Source organism: Leptospira kobayashii, assembly GCF_003114835.2.
GTDB classification, from domain to species: Bacteria; Spirochaetota; Leptospiria; order Leptospirales; family Leptospiraceae; genus Leptospira_A; species Leptospira_A kobayashii.
Map to the genome: position 1 here is coordinate 2,512,369 of NZ_AP025028.1, position 15,214 is coordinate 2,527,582.

Here is a 15,214-nt window from a genome sequence, read left to right on the forward strand (position 1 = left end):
CAATCCCCCGCGCCCCGGATAGAGGGAGCGCCCCCGTCGACCGATAGCCGGGAATGGCGCCCATAAAATGAGTGACAGAGTGCCCTAATCCGTAATTTTGTTAATTAATTCCCTGTAATTTAATAAAAATAGACCATCTCTAGGAGAATTTCATGGTAAAAATCGCAATCAACGGCTTCGGACGTATCGGACGTCTCGTGCTTCGTTCCGGAATCAAAGACCCAAATCTCGAATTTGTGGCAATCAATGACCTTGTAACCCCGGACAATTTGTCTTATCTATTCAAATACGATTCCACTCATGGCCGTTATGACGGAGAAGTTTCTCACACTGATAATGAAATCATCATCGATGGAAAAAAAGTTAGAACTGTTTCCGAGCGCGATCCTGAAAAACTCCCTTGGAAAGAATTGGGAGTGGATTTCGTAATCGAATCTACAGGACTTTTCACTGATCGTGTAGGTGCGGAAAAACATATCAAAGCGGGAGCAAAGAAAGTAGTGATTTCGGCTCCTGCAAAAGATAAGGACATCCCTACTTTCGTAATGGGTGTAAACAATGAAAAATACAACCCTGCCGTAGACAATGTAGTTTCCAACGCATCGTGCACAACAAACTGCCTGGCTCCGATCACCAAAGTGGTGTTAGACAATTTTGGAATCGTAGAAGGACTTATGACTACGATCCATGCAATGACTGCGACTCAGCCGACTGTGGACGGACCTTCTAAAAAGGATTTCCGTGGTGGTCGTGGCGCCGCTCAAAACATCATCCCTGCATCTACCGGTGCTGCGAAAGCAGTAGGACTTTGTATTCCCGAAGTGAGTGGAAAACTCACAGGTATGAGTTTTCGTGTTCCCACTCCTGACGTATCCGTTGTGGACTTGACAGTTCGTACGGAAAAAGCGACTAGTCTTGCGGAAATTTCCAAAAAGATGAAAGAAGCTTCCGAAGGTTCCATGAAAGGAATCTTGGGTTATACGGATGAGATGGTAGTATCCAATGATTTTCTTGGTTCAAAACTATCTTCCATCTATGATTCCGATGCTTGTATCGAGCTCAATTCAAACTTTTTCAAATTAGTATCTTGGTATGACAACGAGATGGGATACTCCAACCGGGTTCTTGATCTCATCCGTTACATGGCCAAAAAAGGTTAAGATGAATCTTCCTAAAATCGAAAGCGAAAATTTCAAAGGCAAAAGAGTCTTTTTACGAGTTGATTTCAATGTTCCCGTAGAAAACGGCAAAACAACGGACACAACCCGGATAGAAAAGACTCTTCCCACAATCGAGCTCCTTATACAAAAAGGGGCTCGTGTGATCATAGGAAGTCATTTGGGACGTCCCAAAGGCAAACCTGATCCTCAGTATTCCATGCGTCCCGTTTACGAGGCGTTTTCGAAACTGACAAATGCAAAAGTATTATTTTCAGAAGATGTAATCGGACCGAAAGCGGTTGCACTTTCCAAAGAGTTGAAAGACGGAGAAATCCTCCTTCTGGAAAACCTTCGTTTTCATGCGGAAGAAGAAGAAAACGAAAAAGGTTTCTGCAAAAAATTAGCGGAACTGGCTGATGTTTATATCAACGATGCCTTCGGTGCCGCTCATAGAGCTCACGCATCTACGGAAGGTGTGGCGCATTTGCTTCCTGCATTTGCAGGACTTCTCATGCGAAAGGAAATCGAAATGTTGGGCGGACTTCTGGCTCGCCCCGAACGCCCGTTTGTTGCCATCGTAGGCGGTTCCAAAGTTTCTTCCAAATTCGCAATCCTCAAAAACCTAAGTGACAAAGTGGATCATCTGCTCATCGGCGGAGGAATGTCCTATACTTTTCTAAAGTCAAGAGCTGTCCCGATCGGAAATTCTCTTTTTGAAAAAGAATTCGAATCCCAAGCCTTCCAATTGATTGACCGTGCGGGAGTCAACGGGATCGACTTACAGATCCCAGTCGATCATGTGATCGCGGATAAATTCGATGCCAATGCCAAAACAAAGAATGTGGATAAGATGGGAATTTTGGACGGTTGGATGGCGATGGACATAGGTCCGAAGACCATCGACAACTATATCAAAGTCATCAAAGACGCAAAAACGATTCTTTGGAACGGTCCGATGGGCGTTTTTGAAATGGATAAATTTGCCAAAGGAACGATTGAAATTGCGAAAGCAGTCAGTAAGTCCAAGGCGAAAACGATTGTGGGCGGTGGAGACTCGATTGCAGCGGTGAACAAAGCCGGTGTTGCCGATAAGATCACTCACATCTCCACCGGGGGCGGTGCCTCTCTTGAATTTTTAGAAGGAAAAACCCTACCAGGTGTTGCCTGTTTGGTAAAAAAGGAAGATTGATATGAGAAGAAAGATCATCGCTGGAAACTGGAAAATGAATCTTACATTGTCGGAAGCAAAAACGATTGCTTCCGGTCTTGCCGGAAAACTCGGACAAACCGGGCCGGAAGTTATGGTCTTTCCAAGCTCTATCCACTTACCTAGTGTAAGCGAAATCCTGCAAAACACAAATGTGATCGTAGGTTCGCAAAACGCATACCAGTCGGGACTCACTGCCATGACGGGGGAGATTTCTCCGGTTCAGTTGAAAGAATTGGGAATCTCGACTTCTCTCGTAGGTCACTCGGAAAGAAGACAATTTTTAGGGGAAACAAACGCGATCCTAAATGAAAAAGTAAAGTTTTTACTCAGCCAAGGATTTCGAGTCATTTATTGTATCGGCGAAACCTTAAGCGAAAGAGAAGCCGGAAATACTTTCAACGTATTAAGCACTCAAATCAAACAGGGATTGAATGGGATCGAAAGTTCCCTATTCGAAAGACTCATCATTGCCTATGAGCCTGTCTGGGCAATCGGAACCGGAAAGGTAGCTACACCGGAACAAGCGGAAGAAGCTCACTCTTTCATTCGCAAAGAAGTAGCGGGATTATTTGTGGGTGCCGCATCGATTGCGGAAGCCATCCAAATTCTCTACGGCGGTTCCGTAAAATCGGACAATATCGCTTCCCTACTCGCCAAACCGAATATAGACGGCGGCCTCGTGGGTGGCGCAAGCCAAAAATTAGATTCATTTTTATCACTGATTATTTAAAGGAAAAACTATGGGATTTTTAATCGGAACAATCGTTACTCTATTCGTACTTCTATCACTGTTTTTGATTCTTCTTGTGATGATTCAAACCGGTAAAGGGGGATCTGCCGGGATGCTTGGCGGATCTACAGCAAGTCAATCCGTATTCGGTGCATCGACTGCGGACGTAATGACCAAAACAACAAGAGTGGCTGCGATCCTCTTCATTCTACTCTCTTTGACATTGTCCTTTCTTTTTGCAAAAAAAGACGATGTATTGCTTCCCGAAGTAGAACCAACACTTGAAACTCCAGTGGATGCAACAAATACAAATGAAGCTACACCGGTTACTCCTTCTAGCCCAGCTAAGTAGCCTTATCCCCTTATGCGTTGTCTCGCTCACTGCCGAGACCACGCATAATGTTCGGGAAAAACAATTAGACCAAGAAATTCTATCCCTCTACAAAGATCTTTCCCGAGCAAGAGAACTTCTATCTTACGATAAGATCCAAACGGTTCCGGGCAATACCACTGTAAGTTTTGTAGGCACTTACCCGAACAGAACCGGTGTAAAAATTAGAAAATTCAATATCGATGCAGATCCAGGGCCTAAAGGCAGGGTCAAATCTTCCGAAGAAAAATCAATCCTACTCGAATTCAACGGTTCCACTCTTTCCCGCGTGGAAGTATCCGTCATTTCGGAAGATGTGCAAATAGAACAAAAATCGAAAACCCTGATCATAGATACGTCTCCATTGGATGACAATTTGAATGACATGGAGATTCGTTTTTCCGGGTTAGACGGTCTTTCCAGATTTACCCTCGCGGATTTTCAAAACGATGATGTAAAACCGGAACGAAATAATTTTAAAAAAGATTTTTATATTAAATTTTTATTGGATTTTCATTCTCAGATTTCCTCGATTATCGCATCTCAAAAAAACCAGGGACTCAAAGGTCAGAAGAATATGTTAAAACAACTGAACGGATCTTTGAAGTATTGATTTTATGATCGAGCCAGTGATTCGCAAACGTCCGGATATTCCCGAATCCATTGAAAAGATTACGGAAAAAGCAAGGGAATTGGAAGCTATCTACGACGTGGTTCAGGATCCGTTAGTGCTCATCGATTCGGATTTTAAAGTCCAAAGAGCAAATCTTGCAACGATTCAATTTGCGAAAAATCATGATTTCGAAAGTGTCTTGAACAAACCTTGTTATGAAGTATTGTATCAAAGAACGGATATCTGTCCCTACTGCCCTGCCGCGCAAACCGTAGACAAAAAAGAAAACGGATTTCAGAATTTTTTAACACCGAAGTCCAGAGAGATTTTTTTCAAAGTGGGTGAAAAGAAACAAACCTTACAATTGGAATTTTATCCTTATCCTAAAAATGAAGGGGAACATTGGATTGTTGAAAAGATATCCGATGTTACAAAACAAAAAGAAAAAGAAGAAGAATCCTTCCGTATGCGTAACCTTGCGTCTCTAGGGATTCTTGTATCGGGAATTGCCCACGAGTTGAACAATCCGCTAACAGGGATTAGCCTAACTTTACAAAATTTAAAAGCGAATTGGCAGAATGCAAGTCCCGAACAAATCGAGAAAAGACTTGAGATGATCAAAAACGATATCTCACGCGCAGCAATCATAGTGTCGGACATCATTTCATTTGCCAAATCGGATCGGGTGAAAGTAACTCTGGGAGATATTATAGATACGATCAATCGTGCAAAAGATACGGTTGTCAGACTCTATCCCCACTTAAGCAAAAATATAAATTGGAAAATTCTATTCGATCACGAATATCAATTCCCGTTCCACCCTCAGAAGATGGAACGATTGTTTATGAATATATTCAGAAACTCACTCCAGGCATTTGATTACAGACCCGGAGAGATCACAATCGACGTGAGAAAAACCAAAAACTGGATTCACATCATTGTGGAAGACAATGCGGGAGGAATTCCCGAAGCAATCATTCAAAAAATATTCGATCCTTTTTTTACAAATAACAAGTCCGGAACAGGAACAGGTCTTGGCCTTTCCATTTGTTATTCCATAGTTCAAGAACATGACGGAACCATCTCCGTCAAATCCACGGAAGGAAAAACAAGATTTACTATTTCTTTTCCCGCTTCGGGGGAAAATACGGAAGATCCGTTATGAAAAAAAAATCCATTCTGATCGTAGAAGACATTCATTCCATTCGGGAAGCCATTCTGGATCTCTTATCCATAAAGTACGAAGTATTCGGAGCGGAACATTTTGAAGAGGCTGCATGGCATCTCCAAAACCAGCAGATTGATTTGACAATCACAGACATTCGCCTACCGGGAAAGTCGGGGATTGATGTAGTCAAGTTCATTCAAAAGGAATATCCGGACGTATTGTACGCCCTAATGACAGCTTACAATATCAATGATTACATACGTTATGCGAAAGAATATCACATTTGGAATATCATTCCGAAGTATTCCTTTCTGGATATTCACTTAATCGAGGTTATGGTGGAAAAGCTGCTTTCCAACGACATATTCGGAGTTGAAAAGTATTTCGGAAAGGACTTCACCATCCATGACAAATCACTACTGGGCGGATTTGAAGAAGCCCCTAAAAACGGAGTGATCTACAAGCAGATCCGGTCCGACCAGGATCGTTCGATCTTATGTGGCAAAATCTCAAAATATCTGATCCAATTGGGAGCTCCGAAAGCAATTCAGCAGGTGTTGGAAGAGCTCACTTCGAACGCAATGATTCGTGCTCCCAGAACGATTACAGGCGATTATAAATATCAGTTTGAAATTCCTTCTCATGATATGGTGGTTCCCGTGGATAATATAGAACTATCTCCGGAGGATTATTTTCAGATCGGATACGGGTCGACAAACACGACTTTGTTTATTGTCGTCAAAGACCAGTTTGGTTCCTTAAAAAAAGAAGAGATCTTGCACAGATTGGATCGTCATATCAGCCTTGATGAAACTACCGGATTTCCCAAAGGTCTGGAGGATTCGCACGGACGAGGACTTTATATCTGTCGTGAGATTTCGGATCAATTGATCTTCAACATCACTCCGGGAAAATGTACCGAGACGATTGCAATGATCAATCGAGAAGGAAGAACCGGATTCAAGTCTCTTTCCATTTACGAAGTTTAAAAAATCCGCAATTGATAAAGATCTCTTTTGGTTTCGAGATAGAATGTATTTTTATCTTTTCCCGGAAAAAACCGGATCGGAGATTCGGTCGACGCTAAAGTTTTGGTTCTGATTTTTTTTCCATCCGCATTTAAGAATACAATCCCTTTGTCTTGCCCGTAGACAAATCCGTTTCCTGTTGCAAATACAGCTTGGTAAACGGATCCGGTCTTATCTTTTTTTTCAACCCAGGACATCTTTCCTTCTTCGTAAAATTCCAAACCATTAGGTAAATTCAAAAGAGTGTTTCCGTTATCCGCTATAGACAAATAAACCTTATGAGGAAAATAATGTTCCGTCTCCCATTCTTCCTTTACTTCGCCTTTCTCGTCCAAAATCAGAAAAGAATCTTTTTTTCCGGTAGAAAAATGAACAACGACAAAACTTCCATTTGGTGAGATGGCAAGGGATTTGAAAAAAGATTCTTTGCGATCAACGGACAAATCCAGAGAATACAAAGAGTTTCCCTTTTCATCCACCCGGTAGATTTCTCCGCCGGAAAACAAAACTACCGCTCCTTTGCCTGCATGGTCAAAATCGAAATCGGTTAAAAATCGCCCGTTCAATTCACCGAGCCCTACACGATTTCCACTACTATCCAAAAGAAAAACCGTATTATTATCACCTGACAAGTACAATACGGGTGAGGAAAAATAACCGGATCTGGGATAGGAATTGATCGGTTTTTTCCAAAACAGTTCTCCCGAATCGTCGAAAAAATTAACTTCATCACCTATCTTTTGATATTCGATATGTCCCGGCGCGAGCAATGCAAAATCAACCCGATTGGGCTCTTCGTAATCGACGAATTTACTTGTAACGAAAGAAAAATACTTATTCCCTATCCGGTATCCGTTCAAAGTTTTTAAGGGATTTTCCCCGTCTTTGGGAATCGAAGTTCCGAAACCACCTTCTTTGTTCCAAACCCAAGTTTCTTTGACAGAAGACAACATAGGCAAATGAATATCCCAAAGAAAAAAGAAAAGAGTGAAGAATACGAATACGGATAGAAAAAATTGGAACATTATTTTATTTTCCTTTCTGGCAAAATTTGATGTAACAAAAACAAAGCGGTATTAGCTGCATTTTCCCGAATGGTTTCCCTGTTTCCCGGAAATAAATAACGGAATGTTTCGGAAGGTTTTCCTTTTTCCTTTCTTCCGATCCAAACGAGTCCGACAGGTTTTTCGTCAGTTCCACCGTCCGGCCCGGCGATTCCGGTGATAGATAATGAATAGTCCGCATTGGTTCTATCGGAAAGACCGTCCGCCATTTCCGAACAAGTCTCGGTACTGACTGCACCGTATTTCGCAATCGTATCCTCGCTTACTCCTAGTAAACTGACCTTTTGATCATTCGAATAGGTAATGGCTCCTCCCAGAAAATAGGCGCTGGAACCTTTTATATCCGTAATCTTGGCTCCAAGTAACCCACCCGTGCAACTTTCCGCAACAGCCAGGCTTTTTCCCGATAGACTCAAAGACTCATGTACTTCCGTAAAAACATCTTCGGTGCAAAGTTCCTTATAAAAATTTCGAATCCTGAGAACCACCTCATTTAACAGAGATTCATCGCTCGCGTTAAAAATTGCTTTGATATAACCTTTTTGTGCAGTCACTCCCCAATCCATCCCTGCAGAGAGAAGATCTTTCTGGTTTTTCATAAACTCTTCCTGAAAAAGAGACTCTCCGATCGACCATACCCAGCGAGTGGCTTGTTTTAAATTTTCAATACCGTAATTTCGTTTCAGAAAAGGCAAAAGTCTGCGATTGAACATTTCCTTCATCTCACTCGGAACACCAGGCATACATACCAGAAACGAAGAAGGTGCTATCTCTTCCGCAAATCCCACTGCGATTCCTGCGGAATTATCCAAAGTATAAGATCCGGACGGAACGTACACTTGTCTGAGCATAGCGGGAAGGATATCCGAGTAAGATTTTCCTCTGGACTCGAAAAATCTTTGCAATTTGATCCTGGCTTTTTCAACGACTTCCTTTTCTTTGTTCTGCAAATCCAATACGGTCTGCAAAGTATAATCGTCTTCCGTCGAGCCAAGCCCGCCCGTCATGATGGCAAGGACGGGATTGTCGGGATCATTCTCAGCTTTTCTTTTCAAATGCATCAATTCTTCCAAGATGGTTTTCGGGTTGTCGGGGAGGGCGATAAAGTTTCTTACTTTCCAACCTTCCTCAAACAAACGATTGGCGATCCACCCCGAATTGGTATCGATACTTCTTCCGGCTGTGATTTCGGAACCTGTGGCTATGATCGTGATTTGAGGTTGTTTCATTATAATTTACTGATACCGGTTTGTTTTGAATCTATTTTGATTCTTCCTTACTCATTCTTTCGGGAGCGGAAATTCCCAATAATTGCAATCCTTCTCTCAAATTAAACTGAACCGATTTACAAACTTGCAAAAGAATTTCTCTTTCTCTTCCTGATTTTTCTTTGATTCGATTGTCTTTGCCTGAATAAAATTTGGTAAAGGAACGGCTTAACGATTGCAGATAATTGGTAAGCCTGTGAGGTTCAAAGGAGACTGCAGCGTCATTTACCTCTTCCGGAAATCTCGCAGTCCAAAATAACAATCTCGCCCTCTCGTCCGATTTTAGAAATTCCAAATCAGTATCGGAAAAGACCGGATCGCCGGATACTTCACCTAACTCTCTAAATATGGAACAAATTCTGGCATAGGCATATTGAATATAGAATACCGGATTTTTTTCGGATTCATCTTTTGCCAAATCCAGATCGAAATCAAGAGGTGCATCGGAAGAACGCATTAGAAAAAAATAACGCCCCACATCACGGGCACTTTTTCCCAGATAAGAAAGAAGATCCGTCATGGTCTGAAATACGCCCAAACGTTTGCTCATCTTTACCTTTTCTTTGTTTTCGATCAAGTTGACCTGTTGAGCGATTAGAACTCGGAAACTATCGGCACCAAAGCCCAAAGATTGGATAGCTCCCTTCAGTCTTGCTATGTATCCGTAATGATCCGGACCCCAAATATCGATGATCTCCTCAAATCCACGATCGTATTTGTTTTTATGATAAGCAATATCCGCCATCAGATAAGTCGGTCGGCCGTCTTCCCTTAGTATTACCCGATCTTTATCGTCTCCGTAGTTTGTGGATAAAAAGAATAATTTACCCTCTTCCGTTTTTTTATCACTTTCTTTCAATCTAGCGGGAACTTTTTCAACCTCTCCTGCATCATGCAACGAACGTTCGCTGAAAAATTCATCGAACTTAACTCCGAAAAGATCCAGATCTTTTTTTTGTCCTTCCAGATTGTAATTAATAGCGAATAAGGATAATTCCCGGATAATGGAATCCCAATCCTTGTTTTTAATTTTCATATCCAAAGATGATTTTTTAGAACCATCCGATGAATATCGTTTGGCAATATCTTTGATATACTCTCCGCGATAACTCTCTTTCGGTAGAATATTGGATTCCACCAATTGAAAAACGGGAGCATCGCTTTCCTCTTCTTGAAAACTAATGGTTTCTCCGTTTAGTTCCTTATAACGAAGTAATACGGCGACCCCTAACAAATATACCTGATTCCCATAATCATTCACATAAAACTCCCGTTTTACGGTGTGTCCCAAAGTGGAAATCAGATTCGCAAGGGCATCTCCGTAGGCCGCCGATCTTGCAGATACTATATTCATAGGTCCGGTGGGATTGGCGGAAACAAATTCCAGTAAAACTTTTTTCGTTTTTTCTTCTTTGGCAAAAGGATCACTCCCCAACCGGAACTCGCTAGCATACTTTGTCAAAGAAAGAGGAGAGATTCTGAAATTGATAAATCCAGGTTGGGAAAAAGTCACTGACTCGATAAAGGAATCCGTTGTTATCAAGCTGATGATTTTTTCTGCAATAACTTGGGGAGATTTTCCAAGTGAGTTTTTGTTTTCCAAAGCAAACGAAGAGGAATAATCTCCGAACTTTTCATCTCTGGAATATTCGATTCGAATTTTTAAATCGGGAAATAATTCGATTTGGTTTTCCGACTCCAGATACTTTTTAATCGAATTGGTTAGAATGTTTAATACTTTATATTTTAATAAATTTTCTTTTTTCATAGATTTCAATAATTGGGATATCCTTTCCCCCAAGTTTCAAATGCCTGTTTTTGATATCGTTTGACAAACTCATGGATCGGTTCCCCATCACTTCTAAGTGTAGGTTTATAATTTTCCGTTTTTTTCGGATTTACCCGATTTGTCGCTTTTGTTTCCGCTTTCAGAAGCAATTGAAAGAGAGCGGTAAAAAGAGTAAACACCATGATAAATAAGATCGTCTTGGGGAATTGGCTCACGATGACTCAGTTTCCCAGGGTTTTGTAAAATTCAAAGTAAGATTTCATTTCTTTACCGGTAATAGAACGCAAATATTGATTCAAAACAAAATCCGCCTCTCGGACTTGGTCCTGGTTTGGTTTTTGCAAAATCAAATTTCCGAACTTTAATCGGAGAATCATATCAAACAACCGTAATATGCTCATATGATCTTTGGGAATACTATGGCAATCGCTGCAATGAAATTCCCGATTTTCCCAGGAAAAGAACGCTTTGGATTTGGAGAAGATATCCTCTCCGCAAGAAACACAATAGAAGTCCCTGGGAAAATGTCCCAGATTGACGAGTGCTCTTAACTTGAAAAAAGGTAAAATTTCATAAGTAAATCCATGTTCGGAACAGTATTCAAAACATCCTGATAACAACTGATAGATAAACGGATGTTCCTCTCCCTCTGGAAATAAATGCAAAGACAACTCGCATAAATACATAAGAAAAAGTGTACCTAAATAATCCGATTTCAATTCATCATATCGATTGATCAGATTGATTTCCTTTACGGACTTCCATTCCTTTTCCGCCTGATCGTAAAAATCGATTTCAACAAGGGAGCCTAGTTCCGTTCCCGCTATCGCCCTTCTTTTGGACTTACGGATTCCTTTCGATAAAAACTTCATCCTGATTAGATTTTCACCGGCAAGACTGATCAAACGATCGCTATCTCCGATGTCTCTGCTCTCGATTACGATACCTTTTTCTTTTTTAAGTGCCATCGTCTTCGCCGAAAATCATCGCCAAACATTCGTCTTCTTTCTTTTTCATCACGATCTCGTCGTCGGGAGAAGTCTCATGATCATAACCGAACAGATGCAATACTCCGTGAACAAGCAGTCTGTAAAACTCATCCACGTCATTATGACCTATTTCAATTGCCTGCCTTCTGCAAGTGTCCAGAGAAATAACGATTTCTCCTATCATTTGATGGGGGAGAGGAGGAAATTCCTGAAACAAAGGAAAGGATAGTACATCGGTAGTACGATCGATATTTCTTCTTTCCCGATTGATGTTTGTCATTTCAGAATCGGAAACGATCAAAATGTCCAACTCTATGGATTTTAAGAACTTGGGTTTGATCCGGGGAAGGATAAGTTCCAGATTTTTTTTAACAAGATTTTCATCCAGAAACGACCCCTCTACATTCTCATTCCAACGGATAGAAAGAAAGGGAGGAATCATTACTTCGAAACTTTTTTAGCTTTGGTCGTCTCTTCCAAAGCTTTCGTATCTTCCGGTTTAGGATACTTCGGTCTTTGATGAAGGCTAGACAGAAGAACTTCCTTGAAACTGGATTTGATAACTTCCAAATCACCAAGTGTCAAACCGCTTTCATCCAGTTGATTCTCAGCTAACTTGGAATTGATGATCTTTCGAATCAGCTCGTCCAAGCTTTCAGGAGATACTTCATCCAAAGACCGGGATGCCGCTTCCAAAGAATCCGCAATCATCACGATTCCCGTTTCTTTCGATCTGGGTTTCGGGCCGGGATATTGGAAATCGGATTTGCGGATCTTCTTTCTTGCCTGTAAAGAAAGAGTCTGCAAAGCCTTATGATAGAAAAAAGCCATCGTAGAAGTTCCGTGATGTTCCGGTATAAAATCAATGATCTCTCGGGGCAATCTTGCCTTTTTCGCCATCTCAATCCCATCTAACACGTGATCAATGACGGTTTTCGCGGCGAGCGCGGGATTGTTCTTATCAATGTGTTCCGGTTTGGGAATCAAATGCTGGTTTTCGATAAAAAATCCCGCATTCGGAATTTTACCTATATCATGAAAATAAACACCCACCCGAACGAGAAGCCAATCCAAATTCAAATTCTGCGCTGCCCGTTCGGACATGGCGGCAACCATAAAGGTATGAGTATAAGTCGAAGGAGCTTTGGTAAGTAGTTCCTGCAAAAGAGGATGACCCGTATCCGCAAGCTCGATCAATTTGAAACGGGTTGGAATATTGAAGATATATTCGTAGATGGGAAGTAAAAACTGAACCGTAGTCGTACTTGCAAATCCGTTGATGAAACAAAGCATCACCAAACGAAAGATATTGGAATGAGTCAGATCAAAATAAAAACTTCCGCTGCTGCTGGTCACCCAAAACTCTCTTCCGTCAAACAGATAACCCGCAGTTGAAATCAGAATCTGAACAAAGCTGATTATAAATCCTGCTTTTAAAAAATCGATTCGTTTCTTTAACTTTCTGCCGTAAACCGCACTCACTACTGCAACGGTAAACGCCAACATAAACGAAGTGGGATTGTATCTGGAGGCAAAAAATACGGTGAAGGATAGGAAAAATCCGAGTGCGATCCCCAATTGTTCGTCATAGACGAATCCGAGAAGCAGACAAATCATCCCGATAGGAACAAAGAGTGCGAAATAATAAGAACCTTCCCAATCCACGTCATTGATATAAAATGTTTTGGATACAAAATAGATCGCCACCACAACAATCCAAAGTGTGATAAAGATAATAAGATTACTGGATAAATCGTTCAATCGGTTCGGACGATAACGAATCAGATAAAAACCGATGATCGCAATCAAAACACATTGAGAAATAAAAATGGATGTGATGGAGGCAAGATTGGCTCGTGTCGCATAACGGTTCATCATCTCCAATTTCAAACGAACCGTAGGAGTCACCACTTCCCCCGCACGAACTATGATTTCATTTACCTGAATGCGGCTTTTCTGTATTGCGATCGAATCGGCCGCCTTTTGTCTTGCCGCTTCCGTTTCCTCCGAGTTGTAAGTACAAGCAGGATAGGAATAAACATAATAAAGCCCGATTCTGGAAATTGCTTTTAACAAATCGGGAGATACATTCTTCAATTTATCCTCAGCTAACTTTTGCAACGTGGAAAGGATCGGACCTTCTTTGTAAATTTGAGATCTGGGAATCACTAAATTCCCGTCGATCACAGCTGCGGGCTCCTGAGTTCCCAGATTACGAACCTTTGCACCGGATTTATCCAGATCCTTTTGAAAATCCAATTCTTCCTTTACGATACAATATCTGGAAAAAATCAAATTGATGTATTGTTGGATAAAGGACTTTACCTTGTCCTTTCTTCCGTAATCCAAAATAGCTTGTATCTCTTCGTTGGTTCGATTTCGCCATCTAGGAATTTTTTCTTTTACTACGGCAGGTGTCCCTCTTCCTTCGGAGACGATTTGTTTTAACAAATCCATATCTTCCGAAAGATTTACATCGATTCCGTTGGTTAGAACATTGAAATCCTTATCGAAAGAAATCGGAATATTTCCGGAAGCCTTTCCCTTTTCCTGACTTGTTTTTTCAGGATCATCATAGAAAAATTCTTTTACGGATTGAATCGTTTCGGGAGCGATTTTCCCTTCAGAAAAAGGTCCGTCCTGTTCAATGTTGATCTTTTGTTGCCCGAAAAAAGGAATGGCTAGGTTGTATGTAACGAATATCAGTGTGACAAAAACAAGGATGATCTGAATGTTTCGCACAAAGGACACAGGTCTAACTTTAGTTAGAATATCAGTCAATTTCGCCATTGTATTTTCAAACAACTGATTCATGATCTTTTGGTAAAAAGCCCCTCATTTTCTTCAAATCTACGAACGATCGCTTCCACTATATGATGGCGGGTAATGTCTTCCCTTCCGAAAGTGATCGCTTCCACCCCGTTTAAACCCCTTAAAGTATAGACTGTTTTTTCAAGTCCCGATCTGCCGTGCGCCAAGTCAATTTGAGTCGCATCACCGGAAATCGCCATTTTCGAATTTTTACCGAAACGGGTAAGAAACATCTTTAATTGAGGTAAGGTGCAATTTTGCGCTTCATCCAGAATGATAAAGGAATTGGAAAGTGTGCGTCCTCTCATAAAAGCGATCGGAGCGATTTCGATTTTATTCACTTGGATGTATTCCGTGGTTTTTTCAAAACCAATACATTCGTGTAACGCATCATAGATGGGACGAAGATACGGATTCACTTTTTGTGTCAAATCCCCCGGAAGAAAACCCAGGTTTTCTCCCGCTTCCACCGCGGGACGTGTAAGTACGAGTCTATCCACTTCCCCGGTTTGCATCATTCTGCAGGCGGTGGCGATAGATAGGAATGTTTTGCCTGTTCCTGCCGGTCCCATAGCAATTGTTATATAATTTTTCTTTAAACTTTCTACGAAGAATTCCTGGTTTTTGGTTCTGGGAAAAATCGGTTTGCCCTTAAAGGTAACAAACACTTTATCTTTAGGAGTCCAATCTCCGTCAGATTCATTTTTTACAAATTCGGGACTGCCGGGGGTCGGCCAACCTTTGTTAGCATCCTTTGCCTGCCCCATAAGATAATCTATATCAAACAGGGAAAAATCATTTTTATCAGGACGTTTTTTGAAATTTTCTTCCACTCTCTGGAATGTCTCAACAGCTAACTGAACAAAGTCGGAATCTCCCTGAATGATCAAGGACTTACCGCGAGGAATGAGTTTGACTTTGAGTCTGGATTCCCAAAGGGGAAGCTGCGAGTCGCCGATACCGCAGATGACCTGGTAAAGAGATTCTTCCCCGAATGTGAAACTTGTGTCCATA

General features: G+C 41.3%; 15 protein-coding genes. 7 read left to right on the top strand and 8 right to left on the bottom strand.

Annotated elements, in window-relative coordinates:
• Window positions 1-152 precede the first annotated feature (152 nt).
• From gap to DI077_RS11295, 7 genes are read left to right on the top strand one after another with little or no spacing between them, the layout of a single operon-like run.
• On the top strand, window positions 153-1,160 hold the full coding sequence (gene gap, locus DI077_RS11265; RefSeq protein ID WP_109019292.1) for a type I glyceraldehyde-3-phosphate dehydrogenase: 1,008 nt from the start codon (window positions 153-155) through the stop codon (window positions 1,158-1,160).
• A gap of 1 nt (window position 1,161) precedes the next feature.
• A complete protein-coding gene (locus DI077_RS11270) occupies window positions 1,162-2,349 on the top strand; it encodes a phosphoglycerate kinase (RefSeq protein ID WP_109019291.1) in 1,188 nt (395 codons plus the stop codon).
• A gap of 1 nt (window position 2,350) precedes the next feature.
• Entirely contained in the window at window positions 2,351-3,100 is a 750-nt protein-coding gene (gene tpiA / locus DI077_RS11275) for a triose-phosphate isomerase (protein WP_109019290.1), read from the top strand.
• Window positions 3,101-3,110: 10 nt separating this feature from the next.
• The gene (gene secG, locus DI077_RS11280; protein ID WP_109019289.1) at window positions 3,111-3,452 is read left to right on the top strand and encodes a preprotein translocase subunit SecG; all 342 of its coding nucleotides are present in this window, start codon (window positions 3,111-3,113) and stop codon (window positions 3,450-3,452) included.
• Window positions 3,412-4,083, top strand: coding sequence for an LIC_12096 family protein (locus tag DI077_RS11285; RefSeq protein WP_109019288.1), 672 nt, complete (start codon window positions 3,412-3,414; stop codon window positions 4,081-4,083). The genes secG and DI077_RS11285 overlap by 41 nt, the downstream gene beginning before the upstream one ends.
• Window positions 4,084-4,087: 4 nt before the next feature.
• A complete protein-coding gene (locus DI077_RS11290) occupies window positions 4,088-5,248 on the top strand; it encodes an LIC_12097 family sensor histidine kinase (protein WP_109019287.1) in 1,161 nt (386 codons plus the stop codon).
• Window positions 5,245-6,240, top strand: coding sequence for a response regulator (locus DI077_RS11295; RefSeq protein ID WP_109019286.1), 996 nt, complete (start codon window positions 5,245-5,247; stop codon window positions 6,238-6,240). The genes DI077_RS11290 and DI077_RS11295 overlap by 4 nt, the downstream gene beginning before the upstream one ends.
• Here the strand turns inward: DI077_RS11295 and DI077_RS11300 are convergent.
• From DI077_RS11300 to DI077_RS11335, 8 genes are read right to left on the bottom strand one after another with little or no spacing between them, the layout of a single operon-like run.
• Entirely contained in the window at window positions 6,237-7,304 is a 1,068-nt protein-coding gene (locus tag DI077_RS11300; protein ID WP_109019285.1) for a hypothetical protein, read from the bottom strand. The two genes, DI077_RS11295 and DI077_RS11300, sit on opposite strands and share 4 nt — an antisense overlap.
• Window positions 7,304-8,572, bottom strand: a complete 1,269-nt coding sequence (locus tag DI077_RS11305; protein ID WP_109019284.1) for a nicotinamide-nucleotide amidohydrolase family protein — start codon at window positions 8,570-8,572, stop codon at window positions 7,304-7,306. The genes DI077_RS11300 and DI077_RS11305 overlap by 1 nt, the downstream gene beginning before the upstream one ends.
• Window positions 8,573-8,603: 31 nt before the next feature.
• Window positions 8,604-10,379 carry an arginine--tRNA ligase gene (gene argS, locus DI077_RS11310; protein WP_109019283.1) on the bottom strand — a complete coding sequence of 592 codons (1,776 nt, stop codon included), beginning with the start codon at window positions 10,377-10,379 and terminating at the stop codon, window positions 8,604-8,606.
• A gap of 5 nt (window positions 10,380-10,384) precedes the next feature.
• The gene (locus DI077_RS11315; RefSeq protein ID WP_109019282.1) at window positions 10,385-10,615 is read right to left on the bottom strand and encodes a hypothetical protein; all 231 of its coding nucleotides are present in this window, start codon (window positions 10,613-10,615) and stop codon (window positions 10,385-10,387) included.
• Between the two features lie 6 nt (window positions 10,616-10,621).
• Window positions 10,622-11,368 (bottom strand): DNA repair protein RecO, encoded by a 747-nt coding sequence (gene recO / locus DI077_RS11320; protein ID WP_109019281.1) that lies wholly within the window; start codon window positions 11,366-11,368, stop codon window positions 10,622-10,624.
• Window positions 11,358-11,828, bottom strand: coding sequence for an rRNA maturation RNase YbeY (gene ybeY / locus DI077_RS11325; protein ID WP_423241791.1), 471 nt, complete (start codon window positions 11,826-11,828; stop codon window positions 11,358-11,360). Before ybeY ends, recO begins: the two co-directional genes overlap by 11 nt.
• 2 nt (window positions 11,829-11,830) lie before the next feature.
• Window positions 11,831-14,203, bottom strand: a complete 2,373-nt coding sequence (locus DI077_RS11330) for an HD family phosphohydrolase (protein WP_109019279.1) — start codon at window positions 14,201-14,203, stop codon at window positions 11,831-11,833.
• Entirely contained in the window at window positions 14,200-15,213 is a 1,014-nt protein-coding gene (locus DI077_RS11335; protein ID WP_109019278.1) for a PhoH family protein, read from the bottom strand. The genes DI077_RS11330 and DI077_RS11335 overlap by 4 nt, the downstream gene beginning before the upstream one ends.
• Window position 15,214 lies beyond the last annotated feature (1 nt).

Coding starts and splice junctions, on each gene's coding strand:
- gap (WP_109019292.1), top strand. CDS start 153: ATGGTAAAAATCGCAATCAACGGCTTCGGACGTATCGGACGTCTCGTG.
- DI077_RS11270 (WP_109019291.1), top strand. CDS start 1,162: ATGAATCTTCCTAAAATCGAAAGCGAAAATTTCAAAGGCAAAAGAGTC.
- tpiA (WP_109019290.1), top strand. CDS start 2,351: ATGAGAAGAAAGATCATCGCTGGAAACTGGAAAATGAATCTTACATTG.
- secG (WP_109019289.1), top strand. CDS start 3,111: ATGGGATTTTTAATCGGAACAATCGTTACTCTATTCGTACTTCTATCA.
- DI077_RS11285 (WP_109019288.1), top strand. CDS start 3,412: ATGAAGCTACACCGGTTACTCCTTCTAGCCCAGCTAAGTAGCCTTATC.
- DI077_RS11290 (WP_109019287.1), top strand. CDS start 4,088: ATGATCGAGCCAGTGATTCGCAAACGTCCGGATATTCCCGAATCCATT.
- DI077_RS11295 (WP_109019286.1), top strand. CDS start 5,245: ATGAAAAAAAAATCCATTCTGATCGTAGAAGACATTCATTCCATTCGG.
- DI077_RS11300 (WP_109019285.1), bottom strand. CDS start 7,304: ATGTTCCAATTTTTTCTATCCGTATTCGTATTCTTCACTCTTTTCTTT.
- DI077_RS11305 (WP_109019284.1), bottom strand. CDS start 8,572: ATGAAACAACCTCAAATCACGATCATAGCCACAGGTTCCGAAATCACA.
- argS (WP_109019283.1), bottom strand. CDS start 10,379: ATGAAAAAAGAAAATTTATTAAAATATAAAGTATTAAACATTCTAACC.
- recO (WP_109019281.1), bottom strand. CDS start 11,368: ATGGCACTTAAAAAAGAAAAAGGTATCGTAATCGAGAGCAGAGACATC.
- DI077_RS11330 (WP_109019279.1), bottom strand. CDS start 14,203: ATGAATCAGTTGTTTGAAAATACAATGGCGAAATTGACTGATATTCTA.
- DI077_RS11335 (WP_109019278.1), bottom strand. CDS start 15,213: ATGGACACAAGTTTCACATTCGGGGAAGAATCTCTTTACCAGGTCATC.